Origin of the sequence: Streptomyces fradiae (assembly GCF_041270065.1) — a bacterium.
Lineage (GTDB): Bacteria > Actinomycetota > Actinomycetes > Streptomycetales > Streptomycetaceae > Streptomyces.
In genome coordinates this window covers 7,212,658-7,228,142 of sequence record NZ_CP065958.1, presented here as the reverse complement: position 1 = coordinate 7,228,142, position 15,485 = coordinate 7,212,658, and the positions used below count along the sequence as shown (strand labels likewise).

Here is a 15,485-nt window from a genome sequence, read left to right as displayed (position 1 = left end):
CGATCACGAGACCGCCGCCGGGCTGGGGCTCGCGGGGGCCAGGAGCTCGGCCTCGGCCTTCGCGTCGTCGTGCCGGGAGGACGACTTGAAGCGACGCAGCCTGAGGCTGTTGGTCACCACGAAGATGCTGGAGAGCGCCATGGCCGCACCCGCGATCATCGGGTTGAGGACGCCCGAGGCCGCGAGCGGAATGCCGGCGAGGTTGTAGACGAACGCCCAGAACAGGTTGCCCTTGATCGTGCCGAGCGTGCGCCGCGAGAGGCGGACCGCGTCGGCGGCGTCGCGGAGATCGCCCCGCACGAGGGTGATGTCGCTGGCCTCGATGGCGGCGTCGGTGCCGCCGCCGATGGCGATGCCGAGGTCGGCCTGGGCGAGCGCGGCGGCGTCGTTGATGCCGTCGCCGACCATGGCCACGTTCCGGCCCTCGTCCTGCAGTCGGCGCACCACGGCCGCCTTGTCCTGGGGCAGGACCTCCGCCTCGACTTCGGTGATGCCCATCTCGTCGGCGATACGGCGGGCCGCGCCCTTGCTGTCGCCGGTCAGCAGAATGGGGTTGAGCCCCAGGCTGCGCATCTCGTCGATGGCACGGCGGCTGGTGGGCTTGGCCTCGTCGGCGACGAGGAGGAGTCCGCGCAGGCGCCCGTCCCAGCCGACGGCCACGGGGGTGTGGCCGCTGCCCTCGATCTCGGTGAGGCGGCTCCGGAGACCGTCAGGCGTGCTCATCCGCTCGCCGACCCACCCCGGGCGACCGACGATGATCTCGCGTCCGTCGACCGTGCCGACCACACCGAAGCCGGCGCTGGCCTGGAAGTCGGCGACCGCGGGCAGGTCCGGGGTCACTGCCCTGGCGGCAACCGTGACGGCCGTGGCGATGGGATGCTCGGAGGAGTGCTCCAACGCCCCCGCGAGGGTGAGGAGTTCGTCCCGGGTGGTGCCCTCGGCGCAGACGGTCTCGACGAGCCGCATCTTGCCGGTGGTGACCGTGCCGGTCTTGTCGAGCAGGACGGTGTCGATGCGGCGGGTGGATTCCAGGATCTGGGGTCCGCGGATCACGATGCCGAGCTGGGCGCCACGCCCGGTGCCGACGAGGAGGGCGGTGGGGGTGGCGAGCCCGAGCGAGCACGGGCAGGCGACGACGAGGACGGCGACGGCCGCGGTGAGCGCGACGGCCGAGTCCCCTCCGTTGCCGATCCAGAAGCCGCCGACGCAGAAGGCGATGGCGACGACCACGGGTACGAAGATGGCGGCGATCCGGTCGGCGAGCCGCTGCACGGGCGCCTTGCCCGCCTGGGCGTCGGAGACGAGGCGGCTGATGTGGGCGAGCTGGGTGTCCGCGCCGACGCGCTCGGCCCGTACCGTCAGTCGGCCGCTGGTGTTGACGGTGGCGCCGACGACGCTGTCGCCGACGGTCACCTCCTGGGGGACGCTCTCCCCCGTCAGCATCGACGCGTCGACGGCGGAGGTGCCGTCCACGACGACGCCGTCGGTGGCTATCTTCTCGCCGGGCCGGACCACGAACTGGTCACCGACGCGGAGTTCGCCGATCGGGATCGTGACCTCCTGGCCCGCGCGCAGGGCGGTGACGTCCTTGGCTCCGAGTTCGAGCAGGGCGCGTACGGCGCTGCCCGCCCGGCGCTTGGCGCGGTGTTCCGCGTAGCGGCCGACGAGGACGAAGAGGGTCAGGGAGGTCGCGACCTCCAGATAGATGTGGTGCAGGCCCTGGCCCGGGGTGGGGGTCATCAGGAACGGCATCTGCATGCCGGTGATGCCCGCGTAACCGAAGAACAGGGCGTACAGCGACCAGCCGAAGGAGGCGAGGACGCCGACGGACACCAGCGTGTCCATCGTGCCGCCGGCCTGCTTGAGGTTCTTCCAGGCGACCGTGTGGAACGGCCAGGCACCCCAGACGGCGACCGGTGCGGCGAGGGTGAGCGAGAGCCACTGCCAGTTGTCGAACTGGAGCGGGGTGACCATGGCCATGGCGATGACCGGCACGGTGAGCGCGAGGCAGATGAGGATGCGCCGACGCATGGCCGCGAGTTCGCGGTCCGCGGCCTCCTCGGCCGACTCGCCGGGGGCCGACGCCGCCGAGGCCGCCGCCTCGGGGGGCGGCGGCAGCTCGGCGGTGTAGCCCAGCTTCACGACCGTGTCGATGAGGTCGTCGACCGAATGCCGCTCGTCGAAGCTGACGTGGGCCCGTTCGAGGGCGAAGTTGACCTCGGCGGTCACGCCTTCGAGGCGGTTGAGCTTCTTCTCTATTCGGGCCGAGCAGGCACCGCAGGTCATGCCGCCGATGTCGAGCGTGACCACGGCCGGTGCCGTCGTGGCAGTGCCTGCCATGACTGCGTTCTCCTTAGGACGGTGGACGGGTGAACGGTGGACTGGACATAGGGGGGTTACAGGGGCGGCAGCGTGCTGCCGAGCAGGTACGAGATGCCGAAGCAGGCGACGAGGCCGACGGCGAAGAGGGCGAGCTTGGCGGGCGGGTTCACGGTCAGGCGGCCGTTCCGGCGAACTCGTATCCCGTGCGCTCGACGGCGGCCTGGACCGACTCGGCGTCGACGCCTCCGGGCGCGGTGACGGTGACCCGGCCGGCCTTGTGGTCGACGACCACCTCGGTGCCGTCGCCGAGGTCCGTCTCGATGGCGGTGCGGATGCGCTTGGCGCAGCCGCCGCAGGTCATGCCGCGGACGTCGAAGACGGTGGTCGCGGTGTCGCTCATGAGGTGCTCCGTTCGCTGATGGTCTTCAGGTCAGTGGTTCTTGAGACAGGTGCCGATGCGGTGCAGCGCCTGGGAGATGTCGTCGGTGCTGACCGCGTACGACAGACGCACGTGGTCGGGGGCGGCGAAGTCGCGCCCGGGCATGACCGCGACACCGGCGTGCTCCAGGAGGTCGCGGGCGACGGTGGCCGCGTCGTCGTCGGGCCGGGTGTAGAGACCCCGGACGTCGACGAAGGCGAAGAATCCGCCCTGGGGTTCGGCGGTGAGCCGCAGGGGTGGCAGGCCGGCGAGGCCTTCACTCATCAGCGCCCGCCGTACGTTGAGCTCCGCCGCGCGCCGGGCGAGCTCCGTGTCGGTGTCGCCGGTCAGGGCGGCGAGCGCCGCGTACTGGGATATGGAGGAGGGGGCGGAGCTGGTGTGTCCCTGTACGGCCGAGAGGGCGGCGGCGACGGGTGCGGGAGCGGCGGCGAAGCCGATGCGCCATCCCGTCATCGCGTAGGTCTTGGAGAACCCTCCGATGGTGACCGTCCGTTCGGCGACGTCCTGGCCGAGGGAGGCCACGCTCGTGAAGGCGGCTCCCTCGTGGACGAGGTCTCCGTAGATCTCGTCGCTGACGATGACGAGGTCGTGCTCGACGGCGACGGCCGTCAACGCCTGGAGCTCGGCGCGGTCGTAGACGACGCCGGTGGGGTTCGAGGGGCTGTTGAGCAGGAGGACCCTGGTCTTCGGGGTGATCCGCTCCCGCAGCGCCTCGGGGGTGAGCTTGAAGCCGGTGCCGGCCGTGTCCACGACGACCGGGACGGCCCCGGCGAGGGCGATCATGTGCGGAAAGCTCACCCAGTACGGCGCGGGCAGGATCACCTCGTCGCCGGGCTCGCAGAGCACGGTGAAGATCTGGGCGAGGGCCTGCTTGGCGCCGTTCGTGGTGACGATCTGGTTCGCCTCGTACGGGCAGCCCCAGTGGGTGGCGAGCCGCCGGGCGATCGCCTCACGCAGCGGTCCGATCCCGGCGACGGGGGTGTAGCGGGTGTGACCTTCGGCGATCGCCCGTCGCGCCCCGTCGGCCGCCTGTTCCGGGGTGGGGAAGTCGAGCTCGCCGCCGGTGAGGTTGATGATGTCGGCGCCGTCCGCGAGCAGGGCTTTGATGTGCGCGTCCAGGGCTGCGGTGCTTGAGGCGGGCAGGGTCCGCGCTCGGGTACTGAGCACGGCGCCTACTCCGCCTTCACGTCGAACGCGGCGGTGGAGGCCTTGCCCGACGCCGGCGTGACGACCACGGAGACCAGCCAGTCGCCGGGCATCCCCAGGACGAGCTTGGCCTCGTACCCGTCGCCCTTGGCCTCGGCGGACTGGTTGCCGCCCTTCATCTTCATGTTGGGCATCTCCGGGTTGATCTCGACCTTCGCGCCCTCCACGGCCTTGCCCGCCGCGTCCTTGACGGTGATGGCCGCCGTGGCGGCGGCGCCACCGCCCTTGGCGGGGCAGGGGCTGACCGCGAGCGTGATCTCCAGGCCCGCCTCGGTCTTCGTACCGCGACAGCTGGCGTCGAGAGCGGTGCCGCCCGCGCCGCCGCCGGCCGAGGACGCGGGGGTGCTGCATCCGGTGAGGACCGCGGCCAGGGCCGCGCTCGTCACGGCGGCCAGGCGCACTGCCTTCGTGCCGCGTACGGCGGGCCGGGTGGTGGCCGTGCGCCGGGTCATCTGTGCTCCTTCGGGAAGGGTGGGCGGGTGCGGGTCAGCCGCAGCAGGACGACTTCTTCGGCGCCGCGGCCTCGGCGGACGCCGCGGTCTCGGCGGTCTCGGCCGCGGGCTTGGGGCCGCAGCACGAGGACTTCTTGGGGGCCTCGGCGGCGTCGGCGGCGGGCTTCGGGCCGCAGCAGGACGACTTCTTCGGCGCGGCGGCCTGCTCGGTCTTCTCCGCCTCGGCGGGCTTGGCGGCGTCGGCGGCCGGCTTGGGGCCGCAGCACGACGACGCCTTCGGCGCCTCGACGGTCGCGGCCGCGTTCCCCTGGGCGGCGTCCCAGAACATGTTTCCGAGGTTGGTGTCAGACATGGGCGTTGTCCTTTCCGGTGGTGTTCTTGCGGGTGCGGCCCTCGTGGGCCTGGCAGAGTTCGGTGAGCCGTCCGCCCGCGGTGAGCAGTTCGACGGGGCGGCCGGACTCGACGATGCGGCCGTCCTCCAGGACGAAGACCTGGTCGAGGTCCTCGATGAGGGTCAGCCAGTGGGCGACGACGATCGCCGTCCGGCCTTCGAGGAGGCGGCGGATGGCGGCGAAGACCAGTCGCTGGCGATCCGGGTCGACGCTGGAGATGGCCTCGTCGAGGACGATGACGCGAGGGTCGACGAGCATGGCCCGGGCGAGGGCGATGATCTGGCGCTCGCCGACGGAGAGGCGCGAACCCCGTTCGCCGACCCGGGTCTTGTAGCCGTCCTTCAGGCCGGAGATCACCTCGTGGGCGCCGACGGCCCTGGCCGCCTCGACGACCTGCTCCTCGGTGGCATCGGGCCGGCCGAAGAGGATGTTCTCGGTGACGGTGCCGTCGAAGAGCTGGGCCTCCTGGGTGACCAGGAGCACCTGGGAGCGCACGGACGCGCTGCTGATGTCGGCGAGGTCGTGGCCGTCGATGCGTACGGTGCCGTGGGTCGGCGTGTACAGCCGGACGAGCAGCTGCATCAGGGTGCTCTTGCCGGCACCGCTGGTGCCGACGATGCCGATGTGCTGGCCGGGCTCGGCGTGCAGGTTGATGCCGTGGAGGACGTCGGGCCCGTCGCCGTACGCGAAGGTGACGTCGTCGATGTCCACCGCGCCCTCGACCGGCGGCAGGGTGCCGGAGCCGCTCTGCTCCTCCTCCAGGTCGAGCACGTCGAGCATGCGCTGCGCGGAGGCGGCGATGTCGGAGGCCTGGCCCATCTGGTTGGCGAGGTCGCGGACGGGGTTGAGCATGCGCTTGACGAAGAGCGCGAAGGCGGCGAGGGTGCCGGCCGCCAGCGCGGTGCCGGAGGCCATGCCCATGGACGCCATCATGGTGTCGGTGCCCATGAGCATCCAGGTCATCGGCATCATGCCGGAGGCCATGTCGAAGAAGAACCCGGAGCCCAGCTGGTGCCCGTTGATGATCTGGAGGCCGCCGAAGAAGATCAGCAGGGCGAGGGCCAGGAAGACGCTGAAGCCGAGGTGCGAGGTGAGCCAGAGCCGCTTGCGGGAGAGCCGGTTGTGGACCTCGCTGTACTCCTCCGAGCGCTCGCGGAGCTGGGCGAGGACCGCCTCCTCCTGGCCGAAGGCGCGGATGTCCGCGAGGCCGTCGATGCGCTGGTTGAGGTAGCCGACCATCTGGTCCCAGCCCTCGCGCTGCGCACGGGTGTCGGGTCGCAGGCGTGCCGTCCACTTCACCGCGATCCACACCATCAGCGGGATCGTGAAGAGTGTGGGCAGGGCGACCAGGGGGCTGAGGGCGAGCAGGAAGACGGCGAACGCGATGAACCAGATGGCGCTGTTGGTGAACTCCATCAGCGTCTTGGTCAGGAAGCCGCGGAAACGATTGGCCTCGAAGAGGATACGGGTGACCCACGCGCCGCTCTCCTGGGCGACGTGCCGCGAGAGCTGGACGTTGTGCAGGCGGGCCACGAGGTCGTTGCGGATGGTGATCGTCAGGCGCTCGTTCACCCGGATCATCGCCGCGTTGTAGGTGATGCGGATGACGTTGTCGAGGACGGTCAGCAGGACGAGGTTGAGCGCCGTGGACCGGACGGCCTCCATGTCGCCGAGGACGATGTGGCCGATGCCGGCCATCACCGTGTACATCACGGCGATCGTGACGATGGTGTTGACGACGGCCATGGACGTGGCGATCGTCAGCCAGCCCCAGTGGGGACGCAGGTAGGGAAGGAAGCGACGTACGGCGAGGAGGAGCGTCCTTCGTGCCGCGCGCTCGTCCGGGAGTTCTGCGGTCGCCTGGGTCGACGTGGTGGTCATGATTCCTTTCCTCCGTCCGCGCTGGTCGCGCCCGCGAGGGTGGCCGTGGCGCCCGCGGAGGGCTCTGAGGAGGCGAGGCTGACGGTGCGGTCGACGTAGCCGGCGACGGCGGGCTGCTGGGAGGCGATGACCAGGGTGCGGCCCCGGCGGACCCGGAGGACCGTCTCCAGGAGCGCGGCCTCGGTCTGGGCGTCCAGGTTCGCCGTGGGGTTGTCGAGCAGCAGGATGTCGGGGTCCACGAGCAGGACGCGGGCCAGGCCGATGCGCTGGCGCTCGCCTGCGGACAGGTCCAGGGTGCTGGCGCCGAAGCGCCGGTCCAGCGGGATGTGGGAGAGTCCGGCGGCCTCGACGGCGTCGGCCGTCTCCTGGCGGGTGGCCTCGGGGCGGGCGAAGCGGACGTTCTCCTCAAGGGTGCCCTCGAAGATCCACTGGCGCTGGGGCAGGCAGACGATCCGGCGGCGCAGCGCCTCGGAGGCGTACGTACGGGCGTCGACGCCGTCGTAGGTGACGCTGCCGGCCTCGGGGTCGCGCAGTCGGGCCAGCACGTGCAGCAGGGTGGACTTGCCGCTGCCGGTGGGGCCGGTGAGCAGGACGGCCTCGCCGGGTTCGACCCGGAACTCGGCCCTGTCGAGGATCCGCCGGCCGGCGACGTCGACGACGATGCCGGAGGCGTGGATCCCGCCCACGGCGGGGACGTCGGTGCTGCCCTCTCCGGTGGCGAGGACGGAGCGGGCGTCCATGACGCGGAGCAGGCGCTGTGCGGTGACGACGCTGCGGAAGGCTCCGTTCACGTGCATGGCGAGCATGTGGACGCTCATCTGGAACATCATGACCAGGGCGACGACGGCGACGAGGTCTCCGACGGTGCTGGTGCCGTCCAGGACGGCGTTGCCGCCGGCCCACAGGGCGATCGGGGTGGGCAGGCCTCCGATGACGTTCAGGACGGCTTCCCAGCGGCTGTACGTGCGCTTCATCTGGCCGTCGCGGGTCGTGTGGGCCTCGTTGACCTTGTTCAGGCGGTCGGAGGCGTCCGCCTCGCGGCCGTACGACTTGACGACGTTGATGTTGGCGAGCGACTCGCCGACGCCGGCGAGGAGCTTGGTGAACTGGCTCTTGAGCTCGATGAAGGCCCGCTGCAGGCGGAGCTGCACGGTGAAGTTGCCGATGACGACGAAGACCATCGGGATGCAGGCCAGCAGGGTCGTGCGCGGGTCGATGATCAGCGCCGTGACCAGCATGGCGAGCATGACGAGCAGCTGGTTGGCCAGTTCGAGCAGGCCGCCGTTGGTGAGGCCGCGGACCGAGACCGCGTCGGAGATGAGCCTGGTGAGCGCACGGCCGCCGGACGCCTCGGCCACGTCCGCGGGACCCAGGTGCATCATCTTGCGCACCATGTCCTCACGCAGGTCGTTGACGGCCTTGCTGGCCACGTTGAACCGCATGCGCTTGCCGTAGTGCAGCAGGGCCGTGGTGGCTATGCCGGCGGCGAGGACACCGACCGAGGTCACCAGCAGGCTGCCCGACTTCCCGCCGAGAACGCCGATGTCGATGGCGTAGCGGGTGAGGAGCGGCACGGCGATGTTGCCCAGGAGGCCGATGAACATGATCACCGTGGCGGTGATGATCTCGCGGCGGTAGCGCAGCGGGTAGCCATAGATGAAGCGCAGCGCGCGAAGCGAGTCGTTCAACGTCGAGCCCCCTCTGATGTGTGGTGGTTGGTGGTGTTCAGCGGACCGCACCCGCCGGGTGCGGTCCGCCGTAGCGTCCCGGGACGGGATCAGTCGCAGCAGGCGCAGGCGCAGCCGCACTCCTGGCCGTCCTCGGCCACGTCCTCGGCGCCGCTGGTCTCGCAGCAGCCCGAGCCGATCATGTCGTCAGCCATGCTTCCTCCTCCCAAGTCCTTGATTCGATGATTTCAAAAGTATCGAATCACGTGTTCTGGTTGACCGTCAACAGATCTTCATCAAGCAGAAGTTGTCAGCAGCAGCTGGTGTGCGCGCGGTCCACCGCGGCCTCCGAGGCCGCGTCGTCGACCAGCCGGACGGCGAGCTGCTCCCGGACCTTGGCGTAGTCCCGCTCCAGCTGCTCCAGGCTCTCGCCGGCGAGCACGATGCGGCCGAACGCGCCGCCCTTGGGGTGCTCGACGGGCAGCACGGCGTCGCCGGGCTTGACGTCGAACTCGACGAACGGGGGAACCGGGGATTCGAGGCCGCTCAGCGATCCGGCGGCCTGCGCGTCGTAGTCGATGCGCCCGCTCCCGTCGAAGACGATGCTGCGGTAGAGCCCGAACGGCGCCTTGGGAGCACCGGGTCGGGCGTGCCGCCCCAGGGCGGCCTCGGTGGCGATCAGGCTCGGTTCGTACCCGGTGGTCGACCGGATCATCTCGACCGCCTGGCCGCCGGGCACGCGGGGGTTGACCTCGCCGGCGCGCCAGCCGTCCGAGGTGAGGGTGAACTGGAGGGCCGCGACCCAGTCGTCGAGACCGACGGCCGCCAGGACCCGGTCCGCGAGGTCCTCCAGTTCGGCGAGCTGTCCCTCGTCGAGGCGGCTCGGGAAGAACCCTCCGACCTTGACGAAGGTCGGAGGAGGTCCGACCTCGCCCTCGACGACCCACACGACCTGGGTCCGGCCGCCGACCCGGGAGGCGAAGACGCCGATCTCCGGCCCGGTCACGTACTCCTCGATGAGCGCCGTGTCCCGGCCCCCCTTCAGGATGTCTCCCACCGCCTGTTCCACCTCCTCGCGGCTCGCGCAGTACTTGAGGCCGGCGGCGCTGGAGGCGTCACGCGGTTTGACGACCACGGGGAGGCCCAACTCCTCGGCGGCCTCGGCTCCTTCTGACGTGCCGGCGACCACTCGGTTACGGGGCACGGGGACGCCCGCCTCCGCGAGGAGCCGGTGGGTCGCCGCCTTGTCGATGCAGTCGCGGGCGGACTGTTCCGTGATGCCGTGGCCGAGCTCCAGCTCGGCGCGCAGCCGCCCGGCGAGCGGGACGAGGCGCTCGACTCCGGTGACGACGGCGTCGATGGGCTGGTCGGCGTGGGCCGCGGCGACCAGGGCGATCACGTCGTCCCAGTCGTCGAAGTCGACTTCGAGGGGGTAGTCGGCGAGCATCAGCTGCTCGATCGTCATGTTCTCCTCGGCGAACACGACGTCGTAGTCGGTGTGTTCCTTCAGCTGCTGGACGGTGCGCTGGCCGCCGAGGACGAGGACGCGAGGGGTCAAGGGAGCATCACCTGCTGGTGGTCGGGCTCGACGTGGAGTCGGAGCGATTCGAAGATGGCGCGGTACCGGCTCTCGAGCTCCGCGGGGTCGTCGCCGTAGACCACGATGCGGCCGTAGCTGCCGCCGTCCGGGTCGTCGACACTGCGGACGCTGTCGCCGGGCTCGACGTCGAGCGTGACGGCGGGTGCGTCGATGCCGTCGAGGTCGTACCAGGCCGTGCCGGGGTTTTCGGAGGTGACGCACCGGTACAGGACCCGGGTTGCGGTGGGCGTCCCCCGGGTGACCGGCATCCCGAGCGCGATCTCGGCGGCGGCACGCGTGAGGTCGATGCCGCTGACGCGTTCGGTCGCGGCACACAGCTGCCCGCCCGGGGGCCGGGCGGCCACGTTGATGAGCACGGGGCCGTCCGCCGTGAGGCGTACCTGTGTATGGGAGACGGCGTGGTCGAAGCCCAGGACGGCCAGCGCCCGGGTGACGAAGGACGCCACCTCGGACTCCCGCTCCGGGCCGAGACCGCTCGGGAAGTCGTACCCGGTCTCGGCCTGCCGTGGACCGGGGCCGACGTGCTGGGCGAGGATGCCGACGACCTCGGTCCTGCCGTCGCTGGTAATGCTCTGCACGGCGTATTCAGGTCCTTCGACCGCGCGCTCCACGAGGAGCGCGCCGGGTCCGAACAATTCGACGGCGCGGGCCACGTCCTCGGGGTTGCGGCACAGCATGCTGCCCCGCCCACCGGACCCGGTCGCCTTCTTCACGACCACGGGCACGGCGGGCATGCCGAGGCGCTGGGCGGCGGCCGCGGCATCGGCCGGGTCGGCGGCCGGCAGGTGGTCGGGGACCCGCACTCCCCCGCTGGTGAGCACCATCCGCATGCGGATCTTGTCGTGGCAGGCGAGCGCGGCCTGGAGGTCGAGGCCGCGGGTGCCGAGTCGTGCGGCCAGATAGCTGGCCAGCGGCAGGTGGGCGTCATAGACGCTGAAGACCGCGTCGAGCGGGCGGCCGGCGTGGAGCCAGCGGAGCGCCGCCTCGGCGGCGTCCCAGTCGTCCAGGTCCACGTCCAGGGGGACGTCGACCTGGCAGGCGAGGTCGAGCGGTGTGGGGTTGTCGAGGAGGACGGACCGCACGTCGAGCCGGCTGAGGACGTCGACGACGCGGCGTCCCGAGACGCACGCCACGCTCGGTCGCGTGTCGGCGGTGAGGTCGGTGTTCATCAGCAGCACCGCCTGACGATGTCGAGTTGCTCGTCGGCGCCCTGGCACCGTTCTTCGAGGCGTCGGCAGGCCGCGTGCAGGGCGGCTCGTTCGGCGCGGTCGGAGGTGTTGAGGGCGAGGTAGAGCGGGACGGGATGGGCACCGAGCTTGCGCTTCTCCACACCGTTGGACCGGCCGAGGTCGATGGAGCCGACCTCGGTGGCGATGGCACCCTCGATGAGCAGGGCGGCCATGGCCCGGTACGGCACGAAGTGGGAGAGCCGCTCGGCATCGAGTCCGGCCAGCCACATCGACCACTTCCCGGCGAACTGCCAGCCGGCGAAGACCGCAACGGTCCGCCCGTCGGCGTCGACGGCGGTCACCATGCGCTCGTACGGCGCGAGGCGGGCCTTGATGGCATGGAGGAAGGTCCCGGGCAGCACGTCCGTGGGCGTGCCGCGGTTCTCCAGGATGGAGTGCAGGAGGCGTACGAGGGTGTCGGCGTCCGCCGGCGCCTCCGCCACGGTGAACTCGCGGCCCGAGACCCGGCGTTCCTTCTCTCGCTTGCGGCGCAGCCGCCCGGAGGCAAAGCCCCAGTAGTCCGCGACGGAGGGCACATCGGTGGAGCAGCGGTACGAGGTCGTGATGTGGGCGGTGGCGTAGCCGTGCCGCAGCAGCAGCCCGCCGAGGTCGCCGGCGGGGGCGTTCGCCACGCCCCAGGTCCGTACGCCCTCGTCCCCCGCGGTCGCTTCCAGCGCGCCGAGCAGAGAGACGAGCGCGTCCTCGTGGCCGGGCACGGCGAGCGGACCGCCGTCGAGCGCCGCGAGGCTGTGGGCCAGGAGGACGGGACCGCCGAGGTCGAGCTGGGCGAGGTCCGTCAGGTACGAGAGCCGGGGGCACTCGTGCACGACGTACGCCGGGCACACGCCCACGAGGGTGCTTCCGCGGTACGCAAGGAGATGGCGGGGCTCGAAGCGGCCCGGCGGGGCGTCCTCGAAGGCGGCGAGCCACTCCCAGGTGTGGAAGACGGTCCCGCCGGCCCGGGCGACGACGCGGTTCCACTCCTCGGCGTCGACCGCCTGTATGGAGGTCCGCACCTCGATCCGGTGCAACCCCGTGGTCTTCGGGGCGGGTTCGGTGAGGGTCATCCGCGCCACCTCAGCAGCACGACTTGAACTCGCGGCTGTCGGTCTCCGCCGGACCGAGGCCGTCTCCGAACACCACCTGCAGGCTGAGGGCCTTGCGGACCTCCTGCTCCGCCCGGTCGAGCTCCTCGGGCGTCTCGCCGTAGACCACGATGCGGCCGTAGACACCGCCGTTCGGATGCTCCTTGGGCCGGACGGTCTCGCCGGGCTCGACCTCGACCTCGACGATGGGTGCGAACGGGCCGGTCTCCGCGTCGACTTCGTCGTACAGGAGCGTGCCCGCCGTGTCGAAGACGATGCTCACGTAGCGCGCGTACGGCACGGTGGTCTTCGCTTCGGGCTGCGGGAGCCCGAGGGCCTGCCGCGTGACGGCCTCCGTCATGTCGACGCCGCTGACGGCGGTGGTCATCTCGACGAGCCGGCCGCCGGGGCGCCGCGCGTTGACCTCGATGACGCGGAATCCGTCCGGGCCGCGCCGGATCTGGGTGTGGCTGATCCAGTCGTGCACGCCCAGGGCGGCGAGGACGTCCCGCATCAGTCCGTCCAGCTCGTCGCGCTCGTCCGCCGACAGACCGCTCGGGTGCTCGTAGCCCAGCTCGACGAAGACCGGCGGCGGAGTCATGCGCTGCCGGAAGACGCTCAGGACGCTGGTCTTCGAGTCCTGGGTGAGGGTCTGGACGGCGTACTCGGGCCCGTCGACGTACTCCTCGATCAGAGCTCCGGTCAGGGAGCCGGCCGGAGCGGCGAACAGGGCACCGACGGCCGCACGCAGCTCGCGCTCGTCCTGGCAGCACCGCACCCCGAACGCGCCCGCGCCGTCACGGGGTTTGACGACCGCGGGATAGCCGATGTCCTCGGCCGCCGCGATCGCCTCCTCCACGGTGCCGGCGAGCGCGAAGCGGGGCACGGGCAGACCCGCCTCGCTCAGCACGGTCCGGGTGCGCCACTTGTCACGGCAGTTCGTCGCGGCGGTCTCGTCGAGGCCCCGAGGGGCGTCGACGAGGAGCCGGCCGAGGCGGGCCATCAGGGGCAGTCGCGGTTCCGTGTGGGTGAGCACGGCCACAGGGGACTCGTCGCCGAGCTCGGCGCGTATCGCGTCGGCCACCGCGTCCCAGTCGTCGAGGACGACGTCCAGGTGGGTGTCGACCCAGGGCATGCAGTGCCAGGGCACCTGCTCGTCCACGAGCACCACGCGGTACCCGAGATCCCGCACGACGGCGAATTCGCGTTCGCTGCGGCCTCCGAGCACGACGACGGAGCCGGCGCCGCTGTTGGTTGGATCAGTCACGTGCTGCGGTCCTTCGAAGTGAGGTATCGGATGAGAACCCGGCAACGAGCAATGACCGGTTCAGCAGCAGGTGTTGGCCTTCTTGGCCGCGGCGGCGACGGCCTGGACGGCCGGGCGCTGCAGGGCGTCGAGCTTCATCGCCTCGACGATGCCGGCGATCTGGCCTATCTCCTCATTCTTCAGCCCGAGCTTCTTGGCGGCGGCGAGGAAGGACCGCACGGTCTCCTCGCGGTCCTGCAGGAGCGCGGCGCAGAGGGCGACGGCGGCGCGGGTCTTGGGCTCCAGGGCGTCGTGGTCGAAGACGGCGCCGAAGAACTCCTGGTAGCTCTTGGAAAAGGCGGCGTGGTGCTCGCCGACCGTGGGGGCGAGCTGGATGAGCTGGGTGGAGACGGACTGCTGGGCCGCGGCCATGGCGATACTCCTGAATCGGAAGATGACGGTGAAACGGATGGTGAAAGAGATCTAGTTCTGGGTGGCGAGGTGGTGGATCGTCTCCAGGACGAGCCTCCCCGCCTTGCCGAGCGCGTCGGGGTCGATTCGCTCGGGGCTGTCGAGCGGCGAGTGGTAGTGCGCCGCCCCGACGCCGATGCCCGCGGCGGGGAAGCCGGCGGACGCGTAACGCCGGTTGTCGGACGACACCATTCCCGCGTACAGCTGGATGCCGAGGCGTCGGCCGGCGCTGTCGAGTGCGGCGATGACGTGCCGGGGGGCCGGGTCGGCCGGTCCGAGCTCGATCGCGATCTTCCCGTTGAACTTGCCGGCCATGTCGAGGTTGAGCGCGTCGGGTTCGACGCCTGCCTCGCGCAAGGTGCGTGCGTGGTGCCCGGAGCCGAGCGTGCCGATCTCCTCGGCGTCGACCAGGGCGAGGACGACCGGCCGGGGCAGTGGCGCGGACGAGGTCAGCACACGGGCGACCTCGCACATCACCGCGGTTCCACTGGCGTTGTCGCCCGCGCACGGGAAGTGCCGCTCGGGGTCCGATCCGACACCGTCGTAGTGCGCGGTGAGGAGGATGGGCTTCGCCTCCGGGTCGCTGCCCGGCAGGGTGGCGACGATGTTCGTGCCGGTGGCGGGCACGCGGACCAGCGGGACATGGGCGGTGACCACGCTGCCGACCGCGTCGGCGAGCAGATCCGGCCGTACGGCCACGACCGGGAGCCCGACCGGCGCGGGGCCCTGGACCCGCTTGGTGAGGAATCCGGAGGCGTCCGCGTTCTGCGCCGTGAGGATGCCCACCGCGCCGCGCGCCGTCAGGGTGTCGGCGAGCTCCGCGAAGGCGTTCCCCTGAGGGACGGTGGGCAGCGCTGCCCACTCCCCCGGCCCCGCGTCCTCGGAGACCGTTCCGGTGACGGGCCCGGGCATCGGCCCCGAGCGCGGGTGTTCGGCGAACTCGGCACGGTGGACGAGCTCGCGGCCGAGCCGTCCGCCCTCCGCCCGGAGGGTGGGCCGGCCCGCCAGTCGCATGACTTCGCGGATGGCGAAGCTGTCGAGCACGGGCGTGAGGCCGTACGACGTCAGCTCCGCGACAAGAAGCCGCCTGGCCAGGTCGTGCCCTGGCGTGCCGGGTGCACGCCCCTGCATGTCGGGGGTGCACAGGGCCCGGAGCGTCGTCAGGGCACGGTCCGCGTCGAACGCGTCCGCCGCAGAGCGCACCGCGACGCGCTCCTGGCCCTGGGCTGTGTCCTTCATCTGAGGCGTCTTCCTCAGCAGCCGCCGCCGGGCTCACCACAGCAGCCGCCGCCCTGACCACCGGCGACCGAGCCGGTGGCGTCGGCCGGCTCGCCGCAGCAGCCGCCCTGCGAGGCGCCCGCCGTGGCGGTCGGGTCCGTGACGAAGCCGCCGACGGGCTCCTGCTCGGCCGCCTCGGTCGAGTTCGTGGCCATGACCCACTTCCTTCCCGTTCATCTGATTCGAATTCCCTTTACTTAAACAAGTATCGAATCAG

Annotated in this window: 14 protein-coding genes; all 14 read right to left on the bottom strand. The window is 71.2% G+C overall.

The features are described from left to right. Positions 1 to 3: 3 nt before the first annotated feature. Entirely contained in the window at positions 4 to 2,340 is a 2,337-nt protein-coding gene (locus JAO84_RS32810) for a heavy metal translocating P-type ATPase (protein ID WP_370416097.1), read from the bottom strand. 154 nt (positions 2,341 to 2,494) lie between these two features. After that, positions 2,495 to 2,722 carry a heavy-metal-associated domain-containing protein gene (locus JAO84_RS32805; RefSeq protein ID WP_370416096.1) on the bottom strand — a complete coding sequence of 76 codons (228 nt, stop codon included), beginning with the start codon at positions 2,720 to 2,722 and terminating at the stop codon, positions 2,495 to 2,497. Positions 2,723 to 2,752: 30 nt separating this feature from the next. After that, positions 2,753 to 3,928 (bottom strand): pyridoxal phosphate-dependent aminotransferase, encoded by a 1,176-nt coding sequence (locus JAO84_RS32800; protein ID WP_370416095.1) that lies wholly within the window; start codon positions 3,926 to 3,928, stop codon positions 2,753 to 2,755. Positions 3,929 to 3,933: 5 nt separating this feature from the next. Beyond that, positions 3,934 to 4,419, bottom strand: coding sequence for a FixH family protein (locus tag JAO84_RS32795; protein WP_370416094.1), 486 nt, complete (start codon positions 4,417 to 4,419; stop codon positions 3,934 to 3,936). A 34-nt stretch (positions 4,420 to 4,453) separates the two neighbouring features. Next, positions 4,454 to 4,771 carry a hypothetical protein gene (locus JAO84_RS32790; RefSeq protein WP_370416093.1) on the bottom strand — a complete coding sequence of 106 codons (318 nt, stop codon included), beginning with the start codon at positions 4,769 to 4,771 and terminating at the stop codon, positions 4,454 to 4,456. Then, complete coding sequence (locus JAO84_RS32785) at positions 4,764 to 6,692, bottom strand: ABC transporter ATP-binding protein (RefSeq protein ID WP_265864249.1); 1,929 nt, start codon at positions 6,690 to 6,692, stop codon at positions 4,764 to 4,766. Before JAO84_RS32785 ends, JAO84_RS32790 begins: the two co-directional genes overlap by 8 nt. Next, complete coding sequence (locus tag JAO84_RS32780) at positions 6,689 to 8,380, bottom strand: ABC transporter ATP-binding protein (protein ID WP_265864250.1); 1,692 nt, start codon at positions 8,378 to 8,380, stop codon at positions 6,689 to 6,691. Before JAO84_RS32780 ends, JAO84_RS32785 begins: the two co-directional genes overlap by 4 nt. Positions 8,381 to 8,669: 289 nt before the next feature. After that, complete coding sequence (locus JAO84_RS32775; RefSeq protein WP_265864252.1) at positions 8,670 to 9,917, bottom strand: ATP-grasp domain-containing protein; 1,248 nt, start codon at positions 9,915 to 9,917, stop codon at positions 8,670 to 8,672. Continuing rightward, positions 9,914 to 11,128, bottom strand: coding sequence for an acetyl-CoA carboxylase biotin carboxylase subunit family protein (locus JAO84_RS32770; RefSeq protein ID WP_370416931.1), 1,215 nt, complete (start codon positions 11,126 to 11,128; stop codon positions 9,914 to 9,916). Before JAO84_RS32770 ends, JAO84_RS32775 begins: the two co-directional genes overlap by 4 nt. Continuing rightward, positions 11,128 to 12,255, bottom strand: coding sequence for a GNAT family N-acetyltransferase (locus JAO84_RS32765; protein ID WP_370416092.1), 1,128 nt, complete (start codon positions 12,253 to 12,255; stop codon positions 11,128 to 11,130). The genes JAO84_RS32770 and JAO84_RS32765 overlap by 1 nt, the downstream gene beginning before the upstream one ends. Positions 12,256 to 12,265: 10 nt before the next feature. Continuing rightward, positions 12,266 to 13,540 carry an acetyl-CoA carboxylase biotin carboxylase subunit family protein gene (locus JAO84_RS32760; protein ID WP_370416091.1) on the bottom strand — a complete coding sequence of 425 codons (1,275 nt, stop codon included), beginning with the start codon at positions 13,538 to 13,540 and terminating at the stop codon, positions 12,266 to 12,268. A 60-nt stretch (positions 13,541 to 13,600) separates the two neighbouring features. Next, positions 13,601 to 13,951: a carboxymuconolactone decarboxylase family protein gene (locus tag JAO84_RS32755; protein WP_265864256.1), complete on the bottom strand. Its 351-nt coding sequence runs from the start codon at positions 13,949 to 13,951 to the stop codon at positions 13,601 to 13,603. A 51-nt stretch (positions 13,952 to 14,002) separates the two neighbouring features. Next, positions 14,003 to 15,229 (bottom strand): M28 family metallopeptidase, encoded by a 1,227-nt coding sequence (locus JAO84_RS32750; protein ID WP_265864257.1) that lies wholly within the window; start codon positions 15,227 to 15,229, stop codon positions 14,003 to 14,005. Between the two features lie 14 nt (positions 15,230 to 15,243). After that, positions 15,244 to 15,423 carry a hypothetical protein gene (locus tag JAO84_RS32745; RefSeq protein WP_265864258.1) on the bottom strand — a complete coding sequence of 60 codons (180 nt, stop codon included), beginning with the start codon at positions 15,421 to 15,423 and terminating at the stop codon, positions 15,244 to 15,246. Positions 15,424 to 15,485 lie beyond the last annotated feature (62 nt).